The organism is Streptomyces zaomyceticus, assembly GCF_014656215.1.
GTDB classification, from domain to species: Bacteria; Actinomycetota; Actinomycetes; order Streptomycetales; family Streptomycetaceae; genus Streptomyces; species Streptomyces zaomyceticus.
Genome location: NZ_BNBZ01000009.1, coordinates 86,338 through 103,655, shown reverse-complemented (window position 1 = coordinate 103,655; position 17,318 = coordinate 86,338). Strand labels below are relative to the sequence as shown.

Annotated in this window: 16 protein-coding genes; 7 read left to right on the top strand and 9 right to left on the bottom strand. The window is 71.4% G+C overall.

Annotated features, from left to right (window positions below; translation table 11 throughout):
• Window positions 1-3: 3 nt before the first annotated feature.
• The gene (locus IE311_RS14630) at window positions 4-1,326 is read right to left on the bottom strand and encodes a polysaccharide deacetylase family protein (protein WP_189832102.1); all 1,323 of its coding nucleotides are present in this window, start codon (window positions 1,324-1,326) and stop codon (window positions 4-6) included.
• Window positions 1,327-1,627: 301 nt separating this feature from the next.
• Between IE311_RS14630 and IE311_RS14625 the strand changes: the two genes are divergently transcribed.
• From IE311_RS14625 to IE311_RS36685, 6 genes are all read left to right on the top strand, one after another.
• On the top strand, window positions 1,628-4,012 hold the full coding sequence (locus tag IE311_RS14625) for a SulP family inorganic anion transporter (protein ID WP_189832101.1): 2,385 nt from the start codon (window positions 1,628-1,630) through the stop codon (window positions 4,010-4,012).
• A gap of 317 nt (window positions 4,013-4,329) precedes the next feature.
• On the top strand, window positions 4,330-6,285 hold the full coding sequence (acs, locus tag IE311_RS14620) for an acetate--CoA ligase (protein ID WP_189832100.1): 1,956 nt from the start codon (window positions 4,330-4,332) through the stop codon (window positions 6,283-6,285).
• Between the two features lie 234 nt (window positions 6,286-6,519).
• A complete protein-coding gene (gene nhaA, locus IE311_RS14615) occupies window positions 6,520-7,917 on the top strand; it encodes a Na+/H+ antiporter NhaA (protein WP_189832099.1) in 1,398 nt (465 codons plus the stop codon).
• Between the two features lie 57 nt (window positions 7,918-7,974).
• Window positions 7,975-8,472, top strand: a complete 498-nt coding sequence (locus tag IE311_RS14610) for a phage holin family protein (protein WP_189832098.1) — start codon at window positions 7,975-7,977, stop codon at window positions 8,470-8,472.
• Entirely contained in the window at window positions 8,469-9,407 is a 939-nt protein-coding gene (locus tag IE311_RS14605; protein ID WP_189832097.1) for an alpha/beta fold hydrolase, read from the top strand. Before IE311_RS14610 ends, IE311_RS14605 begins: the two co-directional genes overlap by 4 nt.
• A 122-nt stretch (window positions 9,408-9,529) precedes the next feature.
• The gene (locus IE311_RS36685) at window positions 9,530-9,727 is read left to right on the top strand and encodes a hypothetical protein (protein WP_229901925.1); all 198 of its coding nucleotides are present in this window, start codon (window positions 9,530-9,532) and stop codon (window positions 9,725-9,727) included.
• An 82-nt stretch (window positions 9,728-9,809) separates the two neighbouring features.
• Here the strand turns inward: IE311_RS36685 and IE311_RS14600 are convergent, their stop codons facing one another.
• The 3 genes from IE311_RS14600 to nth all read right to left on the bottom strand — a co-directional run bounded on the left by IE311_RS14600 (window position 9,810) and on the right by nth (window position 12,759).
• Entirely contained in the window at window positions 9,810-11,009 is a 1,200-nt protein-coding gene (locus tag IE311_RS14600) for a MarP family serine protease (protein ID WP_189832096.1), read from the bottom strand.
• A 66-nt stretch (window positions 11,010-11,075) separates the two neighbouring features.
• A complete protein-coding gene (locus IE311_RS14595; RefSeq protein ID WP_189832095.1) occupies window positions 11,076-11,780 on the bottom strand; it encodes an NUDIX hydrolase in 705 nt (234 codons plus the stop codon).
• Window positions 11,781-11,910: 130 nt separating this feature from the next.
• The gene (nth, locus tag IE311_RS14590; protein ID WP_373313855.1) at window positions 11,911-12,759 is read right to left on the bottom strand and encodes an endonuclease III; all 849 of its coding nucleotides are present in this window, start codon (window positions 12,757-12,759) and stop codon (window positions 11,911-11,913) included.
• Between the two features lie 231 nt (window positions 12,760-12,990).
• Between nth and IE311_RS14585 the strand changes: the two genes are divergently transcribed.
• Window positions 12,991-13,665 (top strand): Crp/Fnr family transcriptional regulator, encoded by a 675-nt coding sequence (locus IE311_RS14585; RefSeq protein ID WP_015034542.1) that lies wholly within the window; start codon window positions 12,991-12,993, stop codon window positions 13,663-13,665.
• Window positions 13,666-13,757: 92 nt separating this feature from the next.
• Here the strand turns inward: IE311_RS14585 and IE311_RS14580 are convergent, their stop codons facing one another.
• The 5 genes from IE311_RS14580 to IE311_RS14560 all read right to left on the bottom strand — a co-directional run bounded on the left by IE311_RS14580 (window position 13,758) and on the right by IE311_RS14560 (window position 17,231).
• Window positions 13,758-14,642: a prohibitin family protein gene (locus IE311_RS14580; RefSeq protein WP_189832093.1), complete on the bottom strand. Its 885-nt coding sequence runs from the start codon at window positions 14,640-14,642 to the stop codon at window positions 13,758-13,760.
• Between the two features lie 179 nt (window positions 14,643-14,821).
• Window positions 14,822-15,652 carry an MBL fold metallo-hydrolase gene (locus IE311_RS14575; RefSeq protein ID WP_189832092.1) on the bottom strand — a complete coding sequence of 277 codons (831 nt, stop codon included), beginning with the start codon at window positions 15,650-15,652 and terminating at the stop codon, window positions 14,822-14,824.
• Window positions 15,652-16,515: an NUDIX hydrolase gene (locus IE311_RS14570; RefSeq protein ID WP_189832091.1), complete on the bottom strand. Its 864-nt coding sequence runs from the start codon at window positions 16,513-16,515 to the stop codon at window positions 15,652-15,654. Before IE311_RS14570 ends, IE311_RS14575 begins: the two co-directional genes overlap by 1 nt.
• Before the next feature lie 90 nt (window positions 16,516-16,605).
• Window positions 16,606-17,076, bottom strand: coding sequence for a RidA family protein (locus IE311_RS14565; RefSeq protein WP_189832090.1), 471 nt, complete (start codon window positions 17,074-17,076; stop codon window positions 16,606-16,608).
• Window positions 17,073-17,231, bottom strand: coding sequence for a DUF4177 domain-containing protein (locus IE311_RS14560; RefSeq protein WP_015034547.1), 159 nt, complete (start codon window positions 17,229-17,231; stop codon window positions 17,073-17,075). Before IE311_RS14560 ends, IE311_RS14565 begins: the two co-directional genes overlap by 4 nt.
• Between the last annotated feature and the right edge of the window lie 87 nt (window positions 17,232-17,318).

Sequence of the window (17,318 nt, the reverse complement as noted above, 5' to 3'; positions counted from 1 at the left end):
GGCTCAGTGCCGTGCGGCCTGCCCGGCGCGTGCCGCCGGGGCGCCCGCGGGGGCCGCGGAGGCCGCCGGAGCCGCCGGCTGGGGGGCGAGGAAGGTCTTCCAGCCGGCCGGCGGGGCCTCGCCGACCTTCAGGGTGCGCATCTTGGCGACGACGTCCGGGTCCTGGGCGTCGAGCCAGTCGGCGAGCTGGCGGAAGGAGACGCACTTGACGTCCTTCTGCACGCAGACCGTGGCGATGGTCTCCTCGACGGCCCGCATGTACGTGCCGCCGTTCCAGGACTCGAAGTGGTTGCCGATGATGAGCGGCGCGCGGTTGCCCCGGTAGGAGCGCTCGAAGGCCTGCACCAGGCCGTCCCGCATCTGGTCGCCCCAGTACTCGCGCTGGGACGGGTCGCCCTGTGTCGTGCCCGGGGACTGGTTGACCAGGAAGTTGTAGTCCATGGACAGCGTCTGGAAGGCACGGCCCGGGACCGGCACGAGCTGGAGCGACAGGTCCCAGACGCCGAGGTCCTTCTTGGGCCAGATCTGGTCGTTGACGCCGCTCGTGTCGTAGCGGAAGCCCAGCTGGGCCGCCGCCTGGACGAAGTTCGTCCGGCCTTCGAGGCAGGGGGTGCGGGCGCCGACGAGCTCCTTGTCGTAGTCGAAGGGCAGCGGCTGCTCGGCGCGCAGCCCCGAGTTGGTCTTCCAGTTCTTGACGAAGGACTTGGCCTGCTTGATCTCGCTCTTCCACTCCTCGACGGACCAGGTCCCGACACCGCCGTCGGCGCCGCAGAAGTGCCCGTTGAAGTGGGTGCCGATCTCGTTGCCGTCCTGCCACGCCCCGCGGAGTTCGCGGACGGTGGCACGGATGCCCTCGGTGTCGTTGAAGCCGATGTCGGAGCGCCCGGTGCTGTGCTGCGGCGGGTCGTAGAGCTCCCGCTTCTCCTCGGGCAGCAGGTACACGCCGCTGAGGAAGTACGTCATGGTGGCGTCGTACTTCTTGCCGACCTCGCGGAAGTGGGAGAAGAGCTTCTGGCTGTCCTCGCCCGCGCCGTCCCACGAGAAGACGACGAACTGCGGCGGGGTCTCGCCCGGCTTGAGCTTCTGCCAGACGGGCTGGCGGGGCTGGGCGCCGGTGTAGGCGGTGGAGCCGTCGCCGATCAGGCGGACGGCGTTCGGCGGGGCGGCGGCCGGTGGCTTCTTGGCGCCCGCGCCGCCCGGCGCGGCCTTCGTGGCGCCGCCGTCGGAGCCCGAGCAGCCGGCGAGGCCGGTGATCAGGGCGACGGTGAGGGCACCGGCGGCGAGTGCCTTCCTCTGGGCAGTGGTCCTTCTCCCGGCGGCTGTCATCCGCCCACCTCTCCTCGGTTCCGTGCGAGCGGCGTCAACGTCGCACCGCGACGACCGGAGAGATGAAACGACAAGCGGCAATCCGTTCGCCCTTCACCGGAACCGGTGAATCATTGCCCTGTTTGCCCCGAAAATAATGCCGGAGACTTTACTCTCCATTACGATCCATTTACCGAGCGTTGATCCTCGCCCCTGGCGGGATCCCGTCGGGAATCCCGCCGCTGCATGCCGTGACCCACGGCCGCGAGCCCCCACGTTCGTCCCGCACGAACCGCGACCGCGCTGCCCGGAGGAGACGGGAATGACCCTCTGCACCCCCGACCGCACCACCACCCGACCCCGCGTCCAGCGGCCCCACAGCCCGCCGGAGCGGCCCCGCCGCTTCCGCGTCGCCGGGGCCGATCTGTCCGCCTCCGTCGCTGTCTTCCTGATCGCCCTGCCGCTCTCGCTCGGCATCGCGCTCGCCACCGGAGCCCCGCTCCAGTCCGGCCTGGTCGCCGCCGCCGTCGGCGGCCTGGTCGCCGGCCGCTTCGGCGGCTCCCCGCTCCAGGTGAGCGGCCCCGCGGCCGGCCTCACCGTGGTGACCGCCGAGCTCATCCACCTCTACGGCTGGCGCACCACCTGCGCCATCACCGTGCTGGCCGGTCTCGCCCAGCTCGGCCTGTCCGCCCTCCGGGTGGCCCGCTCGGCGCTCGCCGTCTCGCCCGCGATCGTGCACGGCATGCTGGCCGGCATCGGCGTCACCATCGCCCTCGCCCAGCTCCACATCGTGCTCGGCAGCACCCCCCAGAGCTCCGCCGTCGACAACGTCCTGGCCCTGCCCTCCCAGTTGGCGGACATCCATCCGGCGGCACTCGCCATCAGCGCCCTCACCGTGGCCGTACTGCTGTGCTGGCCCAAGCTTCCGGGCCGCGCCGGGCAGCTCGTACGGAAGGTTCCCGCCGCGCTCGTCGCGGTGGCCGGGGCGACGGCGGTGGCGGCCTTCGCCGGGCTCGCCGTCCCCCGTGTCGACCTGCCGTCCTGGAGCAGTCACGCGCTGCCGGGCCTGCCCGAGGGCCCGGTGCTCGGCATCGCGGCCGGTGTCCTCACGATCACCCTGGTCACCAGCGTGCAGTCACTGCTCTCCGCCGTGGCGGTCGACAAGCTGGTCGCGAACCGTCCGGACGGCGGCCACGGCGTCCCGCGCTCCGCCCTCGACCGCGAGCTCGCCGGCCAGGGCGCGGCCAACGTGGTCTCCGGGGCGCTCGGCGGGCTCCCGGTCGCCGGGGTCGCGGTCCGCAGCGTCGCCAATGTCTCGGCAGGCGCGGTGTCCCGCGCCTCCACGATGCTGCACGGCCTGTGGATCGTGCTCGCGGCCCTGCTGCTCGTCCCCGTGCTCGACCTGATCCCGCTGCCCGCCCTCGCCGCCCTGGTCATGGTGGTGGGCATCCAGATGGTCAGCATCACCCACATCCGTACCGTCACCCGGCACCGCGAGGTCGTCGTCTACGTCGTGACGGTGACCGGAGTCGTCCTCGTCGGCATCCTGGAGGGCGTCGCCCTCGGGATCGCCGTGGCCATCGCGGTCGCCCTGCACCGGCTCACCCGCACCCGGATCACCCGCGAGGAGCGGGACGGGCGCCAGCTGTTGCACGTACGAGGCCAGTTGACCTTTCTCGCCGTCCCCCGGCTGAGCCGGGCCCTGCACCAACTGCCCCACGGTTCCGACGTGGTGGTCGAACTGGACGGATCCTTCATGGACCACGCCGCCTACGAGACGCTGAGCGACTGGACCGCGGGGCATCTCGCCCACGGCGGCACGGTCGAGACGACCGGCCCGTCCGGCGCCCGGATCGCCGAGCCGCCGGCCTCCACCGCCTCGGCCTCCGCCGCACACATCTGCTGCCGCCCCTGGACCCCGTGGCACAACCACCAGTGCGGGGAACAGCCGACGGCGGACGGGACCGGCGGGCCCGAGGAGACCGCGGCACCCCTCGAACCCCGGCGCACGACGGGCCTCCATCTGGCCAGCGGCATCGGCAAGTTCCAGCGGAACACGGCCCCGCTCGTGCGGGACGAGCTCGCCCGGCTCGCGCGGGAGGGGCAGACCCCCTCGCAGCTCTTCCTGACCTGCGCCGACTCCCGCCTGGTGACCAGCATGATCACATCGAGCGGCCCCGGCGACCTCTTCACCGTGCGCAACGTCGGCAACCTCGTCCCCCTCCCGGGCGAGGAGAGCGGCGACGACTCGGTGGCCGCGGCGATCGAGTACGCGGTGGAGGTGCTGCGGGTCGAGTCGATCACCGTCTGCGGCCACTCCGGCTGCGGCGCGATGCAGGCCCTGCTGAACGGCGGTCCCGACGACCCGCCGACCCCGCTCCGCCGCTGGCTGCGCCACGGCCGGCCGAGCCTGGAGCGGATGGCGAGCCGGCGCCACGCCTGGGCCCGGATCTCCGGGCGGCTTCCGGCCGACGCGGTCGAGCAGCTCTGTCTGACCAATGTGGTCCAGCAGCTGGATCACCTGCGGGCGTACGAGCCGGTGGCGCGGAGGCTCGCCGAGGGCACGCTCACGCTGCACGGCATGTACTTCCATGTGGGCGAGGCGCAGGCGTATCTGCTCTCCGGGACGGACGAGGTGCACAGCTACGACGACGTCTTCACCCAGGTGATGCCGACGGCTCTCCGGGAGACGGCGCGCGCCTCCTGACCGGGAGACGTCGGCGCGTCCCCGCCGGGAACGGGGCGGCGCGTCCCGACCGGGAACCGGGCCGCGCGCCCTGAGCTGGAACCGGGCCGCGCGCCCTGAGCGGGAACGGGGCGGCGCGTCCTGAACCTTCCGCTCCCGCCGTCCGTGAGACTGTGTGGCCCCTTCTCCCACCGCTCGGGAAGAAGGGGCCCCCGCACGCCGTACGACTCACAGGTCTAAACCAATTCCCTGGAGACTCTTGTCACCCGGGCATCTGACTGATGAGGTATGACGCGGGACACATACGCACAGAGGACGCCCTGGGAAAGGGAGATGTCGTGAGCAACGAAAGCCTGGCCAATCTGCTTCGGGAAGAGCGTCGATTTTCGCCGCCCGCCGAGCTGGCCGCGCACGCCAACGTGACGGCGGAGGCGTACGAGCAGGCCAAGGCGGACAGGCTGGGCTTCTGGGCCGAGCAGGCCAAGCGCCTGACCTGGGCCACCGAGCCGACCGAGACCCTCGACTGGTCGAACCCGCCGTTCGCCAAGTGGTTCGCCGACGGCGAGCTGAACGTGGCGTACAACTGCGTCGACCGGCACGTCGAGGCCGGCCACGGCGACCGGGTCGCCATCCACTTCGAGGGCGAGCCGGGCGACAGCCGCGCGATCACCTACGCCGAGCTGAAGGACGAGGTCTCCAAGGCGGCCAACGCCCTGACCGAGCTGGGTGTCCGCAAGGGCGACCGCGTCGCCGTCTACCTGCCGATGATCCCCGAGGCGGCCATCACGATGCTGGCCTGCGCCCGCGTCGGCGCCGCCCACTCGGTGGTCTTCGGCGGCTTCTCGGCCGACGCCGTGGCCTCCCGCATCCAGGACGCCGACGCCAAGCTGGTCGTCACCGCGGACGGTGGCTACCGCCGCGGCAAGCCGAGCGCCCTCAAGCCGGCCATCGACGAGGCCGTCGCCAAGTGTCCGCAGGTCGAGCACGTCCTCGTGGTCCGCCGTACGGGTCAGGACACCGCCTTCACCGAGGGCCGCGACGTGTGGTGGGACGACATCGTCGCCCGCCAGTCCGCCGAGCACACCCCGGAGGCCTTCGAGGCGGAGCACCCGCTCTTCATCCTCTACACCTCGGGCACCACGGGGAAGCCGAAGGGCATCCTGCACACCTCCGGCGGCTACCTCACCCAGGCCGCCTACACCCACCACGCGGTCTTCGACCTCAAGCCGGCGACCGACGTCTACTGGTGCACCGCCGACATCGGCTGGGTCACCGGGCACTCCTACATCGTCTACGGCCCGCTGGCCAACGGCGCGACGCAGGTCATGTACGAGGGCACCCCGGACACCCCGCACCAGGGGCGGTTCTGGGAGATCGTGCAGAAGTACGGCGTCACGATCCTCTACACGGCGCCCACCGCGATCCGCACGTTCATGAAGTGGGGCGACGACATCCCCGCGAAGTTCGACCTGTCCAGCCTCCGCGTGCTGGGCTCGGTCGGCGAGCCGATCAACCCCGAGGCCTGGGTCTGGTACCGCGAGCACATCGGCGCGAACAAGACCCCGATCGTGGACACCTGGTGGCAGACCGAGACCGGCGCGATGATGATCTCGCCGCTGCCGGGCGTCACCGAGACCAAGCCGGGCTCCGCCCAGCGCGCCCTGCCGGGCATCTCCGCGACCGTCGTCGACGACGAGGCGAACGAGGTGCCGAACGGCGGCGGCGGCTACCTGGTCCTCACCGAGCCGTGGCCGTCGATGCTCCGCACCATCTGGGGCGACGACCAGCGGTACATCGACACGTACTGGTCCCGCTTCGAGGGCAAGTACTTCGCCGGTGACGGGGCCAAGAAGGACGAGGACGGCGACATCTGGCTGCTCGGCCGGGTCGACGACGTCATGCTCGTCTCCGGCCACAACATCTCGACCACCGAGGTCGAGTCGGCTCTCGTCTCGCACCCGTCCGTCGCGGAGGCGGCCGTCGTGGGCGCCGCCGACGAGACGACCGGTCAGGCGATCGTCGCCTTCGTCATCCTGCGGGGTTCGGCGAGCGAGGACGAGAACCTGGTGGCCGAGCTGCGCAACCACGTCGGTGCGACCCTCGGCCCGATCGCCAAGCCGAAGCGGATCCTGCCGGTGGCGGAGCTGCCGAAGACCCGCTCGGGCAAGATCATGCGCCGTCTGCTGCGTGACGTGGCGGAGAACCGCGAGCTGGGCGACGTCACCACCCTGACCGATTCCTCGGTCATGTCGCTCATCCAGACCCAGCTGCCGACCACGTCCAGCGAGGACTGAGAACGGCCCGTACGACGCGAACGCCCGCTCCGAGACGCTCGGGGCGGGCGTTCCGCTTGGCCCGACCCGACGGGACGAAGGGGATGAAACTGCCTAAAGTGGATCTCGCCGGACGCAACCCCCGCTCGTTAGGTACCGTAAGGACCGCGTCAAGGACGCGACAGGAAAACCTAGGTGCGCCGGGAAGTCTGGTCGGCATGTGCTCTGCCCTGCCCACCGACCGGAGGTTTCCCCGTGGCCGCGCCCGCACCGACCGACCGCAAGTTCCTCGGCCGTCTCTCCCTGCCCGAACGGCGCTACCTCACCGACGCCCTGCGCACCGAGACCGTCGGCGGGGTCCTGCTCCTCCTCGCCGCCGTGATCGCCCTCATCTGGGCCAACACCCCGCTGAGCGACAGCTACGAGACCGTCAGCGACTTCCACATAGGCCCCGCCGCACTCGGCCTCGACCTGTCGATCCAGCACTGGGCCGCCGACGGACTGCTCGCGATCTTCTTCTTCGTCGCCGGCATCGAACTCAAGCGGGAACTCGTCGCGGGCGAACTGCGCGACCCCAAGGCCGCCGCGCTCCCCGTCATCGCCGCGCTCTGCGGCATGGCCGCGCCCGCCCTCGTCTACGCCCTGGTCAACGCCGTCGGCAACGGCTCCATGGACGGCTGGGCCGTCCCCACCGCGACCGACATCGCCTTCGCCCTCGCCGTCCTCGCCGTCATCGGCACCTCCCTGCCCTCCGCCCTGCGCGCCTTCCTGCTCACCCTCGCCGTCGTCGACGACCTCTTCGCCATCCTGATCATCGCGATCTTCTTCACCAGCGACCTGAACTTCGCCGCTCTCGGCGGCGCCTTCGCCGGACTCCTCCTCTTCTGGCTGCTGCTCCGCAAGGAGGTCCGCGGCTGGTACGTGTACGTTCCGCTGGCCCTGGTCATCTGGGGCCTGATGTACAACAGCGGCGTCCACGCCACCATCGCCGGTGTCGCCATGGGCCTGATGCTGCGCTGCACCACCCGGGAGGGCGAGAAGCACTCCCCCGGCGAGCACATCGAGCACATCGTCCGCCCGATCTCGGCCGGTCTCGCCGTGCCCCTGTTCGCGCTCTTCTCGGCCGGGGTGAGCATCTCCGGCGGCGCGATCCACGACGTGTTCACCCAGCCCGTCACCCTCGGCGTCGTCCTCGGCCTCGTCGTCGGCAAGGCCGTCGGCATCTTCGGCGGCACCTGGCTCGCCGCCCGCTTCACCAGGGCGGAGCTCAACCCCGACCTGGCCTGGCCGGACGTCTTCGCCGTCGCCACGCTCGCCGGCATCGGCTTCACCGTCTCGCTGCTCATCGGCGAACTCGCCTTCGCCGACGATCCCGTCCTCACCGACGAGGTGAAGGCCGCCGTCCTCATCGGCTCGCTCATCGCGGCCGTCCTCGCCTCCGTCCTGCTGAAGCTGCGGGTCCGGAAGTACCAGGCCCTGGTCTCCGACGAGGAGCGCGACGACGACCACGACGGCATCCCCGACATCTACGAGCAGGACAATCCGGACTACCACCTGCGGATGGCCGAGATCTACGAGAAGAAGGCCGCCGAACACCGTGAGCGCGCCCAACTGGCGGGGGCACCGCGCGACGGGGCCGACCGTCCGGCATGATCTGAGTCGGACCGCGTAGAAGAGAACTCGGACCGCAGAAGAGAAGAGGGAGCAGCGATGAGCGACCCGTACGACGGAACCGAGCGCAGCCTCGGCCAGCTGGTCGCCTCGGCGACCGCCGAGATGTCCGCGCTGGTGCACGACGAGCTTGCCCTGGCGAAGGCCGAGATCAGGCAGGACGTCAAGCGAGGCGCGATCGGAAGCGCGGCCGGCATCGCCGCCGCGGTCGTGCTGCTGTTCTCGCTGCCGATGCTGAGCTTCGCCCTCGCGTACGCCATCAACACCTGGACCGGCGGGCACAACGGCAACGGGGGCTGGAACCTCGTCTGGTGCTTCCTGCTCTCGTTCGCGGCGAACGTGCTGTTCGCCGGGGTGCTCGGCCTCCTCGCGTACGCCAAGTTCAAGAAGGTCAAGCCGCCGGAGAAGTCCATCGCCTCGGCCAAGCAGACGGCCGCCGTGCTCTCCACGGTCAAGCCCCACCCGCGTCCCGAGCCGTCGAAGGCCCTGGACAAGGCGCTGGACAACGCCTCCGCTGTGGCACGCTCGTCCGTATGACCCTTTCCGAGAGCAGCAACGGCGGGCCCGTACGGCTCGACGGGCCGTGGACCCATCGCGATGTGGCAGCCAACGGTGCCCGCTTCCACATCGCCGAGATGGGCGACGGCCCGCTGGTGCTGCTCCTGCACGGCTTCCCGCAGTTCTGGTGGACCTGGCGCCATCAGCTGCCCGCCCTCGCCGAGGCCGGTTTCCGGGCCGTCGCGATGGACCTGCGCGGGGTCGGCGGCAGCGACCGCACCCCCCGGGGTTACGACCCCGCCAACCTGGCCCTCGACGTCACCGGCGTGATCCGCTCCCTGGGCGAACCGGACGCCGCGCTCGTCGGGCACGACCTGGGCGGCTATCTGGCCTGGACGGCGGCCGTGATGCGGCCGAAGCTGGTGCGCCGGCTCGTGGTCTCCTCGATGCCGCACCCGCGCCGCTGGCGTGCGGCGATGCTCTCCGACTTCGCCCAGTCGCGGGCCGGCTCGCACATCTGGGGCTTCCAGCGGCCGTGGGTACCGGAGCGTCAGCTCGTCGCGGACGACGCCGCGCTGGTCGGCGAGCTCGTCCGGGACTGGTCGGGTCCGCAGCCCCGGCTCACCTCGGACGAGGAGGCGATCGAGGTGTACCGGCGGGCGATGCTCATCCCGTCGACGGCGCACTGCTCGATCGAGCCGTACCGCTGGATGGTGCGTTCGCTGGCCCGCCCCGACGGCATCCAGTTCAACCGGCGCATGAAGCGTCCGGTGCGGGTGCCGACGCTCCATCTGCACGGCTCCCTCGACCCGGTGATGCGGACCCGGAGCGCGGCGGGGTCGGGCGAGTACGTGGAAGCGCCGTACCGCTGGAGGCTCTTCGACGGGCTCGGGCACTTCCCGCACGAGGAGGACCCGGCGGCCTTCTCCACGGAGCTCGTCAACTGGCTGAAGGACCCCGAGCCCGACCGCTGACGGTCCCTCTCCCCGCTCCGGGGCGTACGGACTTCCTTCGAACGGCCATGTGCCTCGCGCATACTCCAATTGGCGGGTCCCCGGGCGGTTACCGACCTTGGGCCCCGGGCAGACGTCGAAGTATGGGCTGGACGCACGACTACGGTGACACGACAGCACGCAACCGCCGCCCGGCCGCAGGGCCGGGCTCCCGCGAGGGGAGTGGACCGCCGGACCCCGGCGGCACCCACACGGCGCAAGGGGTGGGTATCTCGCGCATCCTCCGCCGCCGGGCCCGCTGGGTCTCGGCCCGGCTCCGGCATCCCCGCGACACCGCCTAGAAGGTGTCTCGTCGATCACGCCCGGCTTGCGGCGTGATCGACGCGACACCCCCTGGTGCGGTGGGACGGGCGGCCCCGGGAGTCACAGGGCGCAGGACTGGGTGTCGACCTGCTGGTCCGCGGTCCGGCCGAGCTCGATGTCCTCGCGGATCTCGTCGACCGTCAGGGCGTAGCCGGTGTTCGCGTCGTCGAGGGAGCGGGCGAAGATCACGCCGTACACCTCGCCGTCCTCGGTGAGGAGGGGCCCGCCGGAGTTGCCCTGGCGGACCGTCGTGTACAGCGAGTACACGTCCCTGCGCACCTCGTCGCGGTGGTAGATGTCGGGGCCCTTCGCGTTGATACGGCCCCGGACGCGCGCCGAGCGCACGTCGTACGAGCCGTTCTCCGGGAATCCGGCGACGATGGCGCCGTCACCGCTGCGGGCGTCCTCCTCGGTGAACGCCAGCGGTGTGGCCTTGAGGTTCGGCACGTCCAGGACGGCGATGTCGCGCTGCCAGTCGTAGAGGACGACCTTGGCGTCGTAGAGCTTGCCCTCGCCGCCTATCTGGACGGTCGGCTCGTCGACGCCGCCGACCACGTGCGCGTTGGTCATGACCCGGCGGTCGCCGAAGACGAAACCGGTGCCCTCGAGGACCTTGCCGCAGCTCTGGGCGGTGCCGACGACCTTCACGATGGAGCGCTGGGCGCGGGCGGCGACGGGGCTGCCGGCGAGCGCCGGGTCCGGGGGCTGGACCTCGGTGATGGGCTCGTTGGCGAAGGGGCTGAAGACCTGGGGGAAGCCGCTGCGGGCCAGGGTCGAGCTGAAGTTGGCGAACCAGGTGGAGGTCTGATCCGGCATCACCTGGGAGACGCCGAGCAGCACCTTGGAGGTCCGCACCTCCTTGCCCAGGGTGGGCAGTGTGGTGCCGGCGAGGGCGGAGCCGATCAGCCAGGCCACGAGCAGCATCGCGACGACGTTGACCAGGGCGCCGCCGGTGGCGTCGAGGGCGCGTGCGGGTGACCAGGTGATGTGCCGGCGCAGTTTGTTGCCGAGGTGGGTGGTGAAGGCCTGGCCGACCGAGGCGCAGACGATGACCACCATCACGAAGACGACGGTCGCCGTCGTCGAGACCTCGCTGTTGTCGGTCAGCTGGTCCCAGAGGATCGGGAGCAGCAGAACGGCGACGAGACCGCCGCCGAGGAACCCGACCACCGACAGGATGCCGACCACGAAACCCTGGCGGTACCCGATGATCGCGAACCACACGGCGGCGAGCAGCAACAAGATGTCCAGCACGTTCACCGTCAATTGCCTCGCAGATTCGTTTCCGGTCGCCGGGGATCAGCCAGTCCGCCGGGGATCAGCCTGTCATGAGCGCCAGTCGAGCGGGACCTGCTTGGACCGGTCCCAGGGGCGCTCCCAGCCGGAGAAATGCAGCAGCCGGTCGATCACTCCGGCGGTAAAACCCCAGACCAGCGCGGATGCGACGAGGAACGCGGGGCCCTGGTGGCCGCTCGGGTGGACGGCCGTCGCGCGGTTGGCGGGGTCCGTGAGATCCGCCACGGGGACGGTGAAGACCCGGGCGGTCTCGCCGGGGTCGACGACGTCGACGGGGCTCGGGGCGCGCCACCAGCCGAGGACGGGGGTGACGACGAAGCCGCTGACCGGGATGTAGAGCTGGGGCAGGACGCCGAAGAGCTGTACGCCCGCGGGATCGAGTCCGGTCTCCTCCCGGGCCTCGCGGAGGGCGGCGCGCAGGAGCCCGCCGTCCGCCGTGTCGCCGTCCTCGGGGTCGAGGGCGCCGCCGGGGAAGGAGGGCTGTCCGGCGTGCGAGCGGAGGCTGCCGGCGCGTTCCATGAGCAGCAGCTCGGGGCCGCGCTCGCCCTCGCCGAAGAGGACGAGGACGGCGGACTGGCGCCCGGCGCCGCTCGCGGGCGGCAGGAAGCGGCTCAGCTGCTCGGGCCGGACCGTGCGGGCGGCCCGGTCGACGGGCCCGAGCCAGTCGGGCAGCCCGTCCCGGCTGAGCAGCCCGCCGGTGCCGGGCCCGTGGATCTCTTCGTCAGTGCGCGTCATAGGCACCCCCGTGGTTCACAACGCGATCGGTGTGCGCGTTCGTTCCCTCTGGATCTCTCACGGAGTGATCTTCCGCCGCGGGATCCCCCATGGCCGGATCCCGCGCGGCCGGATCTCTCGCCGATCGGGCTCAGCCGCTCGCGCCCAGGGGCGGTGCCGGTCGGCCCGGGTAGCCGGGCGGCGGGTCGAGCCGCTGGCCGGGGAAGCCGCCCATCTCGTACTTGAGCAGCTTCTTCGCCTTCTCGGGGTCGGTCTCGCCCTCGCCGTACGAGGGGCAGAGGTGGGTGATGGGGCAGGCGCCGCAGGCCGGCTTGCGGGCGTGGCAGATGCGGCGGCCGTGGAAGATCACCCGGTGCGAGAGCATCGTCCACTCGCTCTTCGGGAAGATCTCGGCGATCTCCGCCTCGATCTTCACCGGGTCCTCCTGCTCGGTCCACTTCCACCGCCGGACGAGCCGCATGAAGTGGGTGTCGACGGTGATGCCCGGGACTCCGAAGGCGTTTCCGAGGACGACGAAGGCGGTTTTGCGTCCGACGCCGGGGAGCTTGACGAGGTCGTCGAGGCGGCCGGGGACCTCGCCGCCGAAGTCGTCCCTGAGGGCGGCCGCGAGGCCCATGATCGACTTGGTCTTGGCGCGGAAGAAGCCGGTGGGGCGGATGAGCTCCTCGACCTCCTCGGGCACGGCCGCGGCGAGGTCCTCGGGCGTGGGGTACTTGGCGAAGAGGGCGGGGGTGGTCTGGTTGACCCGCAGGTCGGTGGTCTGTGCGGAGAGGACCGTGGCGACGAGCAGCTCGAAGGGGTTGCGGAAGTCGAGCTCCGGATGGGCGTACGGGAAGACCTCGGCCAGCTCGCGGTTGATCTTGCGGGCTCTACGGACCATCGCGAGCCGCGACTCGGGCTTCGCCGCCTTCCGATTTGCGGCTTTCGCCCGTTTGGACACGCCGTGTTCGCCCACAGCGGAATTACCTTCGGCCGACACTCTTTCAGCCCCCTTGGCCTGCGCTCTCACCGGCGAGTTGGACACCCGGCCAGCCTAGGGGCCACCACCGACATCCGCCCCGGGCGTGGCCGATCAGCCCCCAATCGGGCCCCTGACGTACGGTCGGGCGGCTCGGTACGTCAAACTTGTTGTGATTGATCGCACTGTTTTGTACGTCCGGCATCATGGGACGCAGGTCCCCTGAGCAGGTCGACAGTATGGAGAGAACTCGTGGACGACGTTCTGCGGCGCGCCCCGCTCTTCGCGGCGCTCGATGACGAGCAGGCCGCCGAGCTGCGCGCCTCGATGAGTGAGGCGACGCTCGCCCGTGGCGACGCGCTCTTCCACGAGGGCGACCCCGGTGACCGCCTGTACGTGGTCACCGAGGGCAAGGTGAAGCTGCACCGCACCTCCCCCGACGGCCGCGAGAACATGCTGGCCGTCCTCGGTCCCGGCGAGCTCATCGGTGAGCTCTCGCTCTTCGACCCGGGCCCGCGCACCGCGACCGCGACCGCGCTGACCGAGGTCAAGCTGCTCGGCCTGGGCCACGGCGACCTCCAGCCCTGGCTGAACGCCCGCCCCGAGGTGGCCACCGCGCTGCTGCGCGCGGTCGCCCGCCGGCTGCGCAAGACCAACGACCAGATGTCCGACCTGGTCTTCTCCGACGTCCCGGGCCGTGTGGCCCGCGCGCTCCTCGACCTGTCGCGCCGCTTCGGCGTGCAGTCGGAGGAGGGCATCCACGTCGTCCACGACCTCACCCAGGAGGAGCTGGCCCAGCTGGTCGGCGCCTCCCGCGAGACGGTCAACAAGGCGCTCGCCGACTTCGCCCAGCGCGGCTGGCTGCGCCTGGAGGCCCGCGCCGTGATCCTGCTGGACGTGGAGCGCCTCGCGAAGCGCTCGCGCTGAGCCCTCGCGCCGAGCACTCCCGTACGCGTACGCACGAAAGGCCGCCCCGGCCGATACGGACCGGGGCGGCCTTTCGCGTGTCCTCCCGCGGGTCAGCGCTTCGAGCCGTCCACGATCACCGGGGTGGAGGAACCGTTCCCGCAGGGCACGGCGTAGACCGGGTTCTTCGCCGCGGCCTCCTTGAACGCGTCGATGCACTGGTTCGCCAGGACCCGGTCCGTCAGCGAGTCGTTGAGGATCTTGTTGGCGCGGGCGATGCCCTCCGCCTCGATCCGGCGCCGGTCCGCCTCCGCCTTGGCGGTGCGGGCGGCCTCGGTGGCGCGCTCGGTGGCCTGCTGCTGCTGGATCTTGCGGTCGATCTGGCCCTGGAGGGCCTCCGAGGGCTTCACGTTGCGCAGGTTGACGGTGGTCACGTCGATGCCGCGCGGGGTCAGCCGCTCCTTGATCAGGGTGCCGATCTCGGCGTTGATCTTCTCGCGGTCGGAGGCGTAGCCCTGCTCGCTGGTGTAGCGGGCGAACACGTTGCGGACGATCTCGCGGCTGTCGGGGAAGACGAGGCGCTGCTGGATGGAGTCCTCGCTGCCCGCGAGCTTGTAGAGCTCCACGGCCTTGTTCGGGACGACGGCCCACTTCACCGTCACCTCCACGTACATGACGCCGCCCTGCGAGGAGCGGACCTCGACGACGTCCTTGTCGGAGAGGTTGAGGTCGACGGGGCGGGTGGAGAAGGTCGTGACGTCGGTGAAGGGCGACTTCACGTGCATGCCCGAGGTCATGGGCGAGCCGACCTTGCCGAAGGCCACCGGCACACCGACCTCGTACGCGCTGATCACGTACGTCATGCTCGCGACCAGCGAGAAGAGACCTGCGACCACCGCGCCGAGGGCGCCGAGCTTCAGTCCCTTCGAGTCGTTGGAGCGGGCGACGAAGAAGAGCACCACTGCGGCGATGAGCAGCAGGATGGCGATGACGAACACGGGCGTTCCCCCCGAAAGCTACGGCCAGAAGTAAGCGGAGCGTAAAACACGGGTCAAGAACTCCACAGGGCCGGGGTCCCCCTCGGGACAGGATCGTGACGCCCCGTACACCGGACCGGCGCCGTCCGCACCGGACCGGCCCGCCGCTCCCCCTGCCGGCCGCTCCCCTGCCGGCGCTCCTAGACCAGACCGCGGCCCTTCAAGTACTCCAGCTGCGCCCTCACGGACAGCTCCGCCGCCGGCCACAGCGAGCGGTCCACGTCCGCGTACACATGGGCGACGACCTCCGACGGCGTCCGGTGGCCGTTCTCGACCGCCGTCTCGACCTGGGCGAGCCGGCTCGCCCGGTGCGCGAGATAGAACTCCACGGCCCCCTGCGCGTCCTCCAGAACCGGCCCGTGCCCCGGCAGGACCGTGTGCACCCCGTCGTCGACGGTGAGCGAGCGCAGCCGCCGCAGCGAGTCCAGATAGTCGCCGAGACGCCCGTCGGGGTGGGCCACCATCGTCGTCCCGCGCCCCAGGATCGTGTCTCCCGTCAGCACCGCCCGGTCCGCGGGCAGGTGGAAGGAGAGCGAGTCCGAGGTGTGGCCGGGCGTCGGAACGACCCGCACCTCCAGGCCGCCGACGCTCACCACCTCCCCCGCGCCGAGCCCCTCGTCACCCAGCCGCAGCGCCGGGTCGAGGGCCCGTACGGCTGTCCCGGTCAGTTCGGCGAAGAGGCCCGCGCCCTCCGCGTGGTCCGGGTGGCCGTGGGTCAGCAGGGTCAGCGCGACCCGCTTGCCGAGCTTCTCGGCGGTCTCGATCACATGCCGCAGATGCGTCTCGTCGAGGGGACCGGGGTCGACGACCACGGCGAGGTCGGAGCCGGGCTCGGAGAGGAGCCAGGTGTTGGTGCCGTCGAGGGTCATCGCGGACGGGTTCGGCGCCAGGACGTTCACGGCGCGGGCGGTCGCGGGACCCGAGACCACGAGTCCGCGGGGCTGCCCCGGCAGTGCGGCGGCGTCGCTCATCACGCACCTCCCCTGGGGATGATCTTGGTGAACTCCTCGTGGCCCGGCCAGCTCAGGACCAGCTCGTCGCCCTCCAGCCGCGCCTGCGCGAGCACGGGGGCCAGATCCTGCTCCGAGGCCCCCGCGAGGGCCTCGGCAGCCGTCCCGTACCGCTCCAGGGTGCGCAGGGTCGAGATCGTCGGCGGCATCATCGTCAGTTCGCCCCGGTCGTAGCCGGCCGCGGCCTCCGCCGGGCGGATCCAGACGGTCCGGTCGGCCTCCGTGGAGGCGTTACGGGTGCGCTGCCCGGCCGGCAGCGCGGCCACGAAGAACCAGGTGTCGTACCGGCGCTGCTCGAACTCCGGCGTGATCCAGCGGGCCCACGCGCCGAGCAGGTCGGAACGGAGCACGAGCCCGCGCCGGTCCAGGAAGTCGGCGAAGGACAGCTCCCGGGCGACGAGCGCCTCCCGGTCCCGCTCCCACGCCTCGCCGGTCGTGTCGCCGACGACCTCGTCCCCGGTCTCCCCGGCGAGCAGGACGCCCGCCTCCTCGTACGTCTCGCGTACGGCGGCGCAGACCACGGCCTGGGCCTGCGCGGGGTCGTCGAGGCCGAGCCGGGCCGCCCAGTCCTCCAGCGAGGGCCCGGCCCAGCGCACCGGATGCTCGTCGCGCGGGTCGACACCGCCGCCGGGGTAGGCGTACGCGCCGCCCGCGAAGGCCATCGAGGCGCGTCGGCGCAGCATGTGGACGTCGGGTCCGGCGGCCCCGTCCCGCAGGAGCAGGACGGTGGCGGCGCGCCGCGGGGCCACCGGGGTGAGCTCACCGGCGGCGAGGGCGCGGATACGGTCGGGCCACTCGGGCGGGTACCACTGACCATTCGACATGGCCGGATGCTATGCGCAACCACCTGAATGCACGAGGGCCGGTCCTTCCCCGGAGGGCGGAACCGGCCCGCGTGACCTGCGTACGAGGGGTCAGGCCTCGACGAGCTCCACCTGGACCTCGACCTCGACCGGGGCGTCGAGCGGCAGCACGGTCACGCCGACGGCGCTGCGCGCGTGCACGCCCTTGTCGCCGAGGACCGCGCCGAGCAGCTCGCTGGCGCCGTTGATGACGCCCGGCTGCCCGGTGAAGTCGGGGGCGGAGGCGACGAAGCCGACGACCTTCACGACCCGCTTGATCCGGTCCAGGTCACCGGCGACCGACTTCACGGCCGCGAGGGCGTTCAGCGCGCAGGTGGCCGCGAGCTTCTTGGCCTCCTCGGCGGTGACCTCGGCGCCGACCTTGCCGGTCAGCTGGAGCTCGCCGCCCACCATCGGGAGCTGGCCCGAGGTGTAGACGTACACGCCCGACTGCACGGCCGGCTGGTAGGCGGCCAGCGGCGGCACGACCGCCGGCAGGGTCAGGCCCAGCTCGGCGAGCTTCGCCTCGACGGCCCCGCTCACGACTTGGCCCGCTTCAGGTAGGCCACGAGCTGCTCGGGGTTGTTCGGTCCGGGCACGACCTGGACGAGCTCCCAGCCGTCCTCGCCCCAGGTGTCCAGAATCTGCTTGGTCGCGTGCACCAGAAGCGGCACCGTGACGTACTCCCACTTGGTCATGGAGGCGACTGTATCCGCTGCCGGTGGGCGGCTCTCCGAGGCGGCCCCCGAAGCTCCCCCTAGGGAGCTTCTCAGGGGCGGCCTCCT

Coding starts and splice junctions, on each gene's coding strand:
- IE311_RS14630 (WP_189832102.1), bottom strand. CDS start 1,326: ATGACAGCCGCCGGGAGAAGGACCACTGCCCAGAGGAAGGCACTCGCC.
- IE311_RS14625 (WP_189832101.1), top strand. CDS start 1,628: ATGACCCTCTGCACCCCCGACCGCACCACCACCCGACCCCGCGTCCAG.
- IE311_RS14610 (WP_189832098.1), top strand. CDS start 7,975: ATGAGCGACCCGTACGACGGAACCGAGCGCAGCCTCGGCCAGCTGGTC.
- IE311_RS14605 (WP_189832097.1), top strand. CDS start 8,469: ATGACCCTTTCCGAGAGCAGCAACGGCGGGCCCGTACGGCTCGACGGG.
- IE311_RS36685 (WP_229901925.1), top strand. CDS start 9,530: ATGGGCTGGACGCACGACTACGGTGACACGACAGCACGCAACCGCCGC.
- IE311_RS14595 (WP_189832095.1), bottom strand. CDS start 11,780: ATGACGCGCACTGACGAAGAGATCCACGGGCCCGGCACCGGCGGGCTG.
- IE311_RS14575 (WP_189832092.1), bottom strand. CDS start 15,652: ATGAGCGACGCCGCCGCACTGCCGGGGCAGCCCCGCGGACTCGTGGTC.
- IE311_RS14570 (WP_189832091.1), bottom strand. CDS start 16,515: ATGTCGAATGGTCAGTGGTACCCGCCCGAGTGGCCCGACCGTATCCGC.
- IE311_RS14560 (WP_015034547.1), bottom strand. CDS start 17,231: ATGACCAAGTGGGAGTACGTCACGGTGCCGCTTCTGGTGCACGCGACC.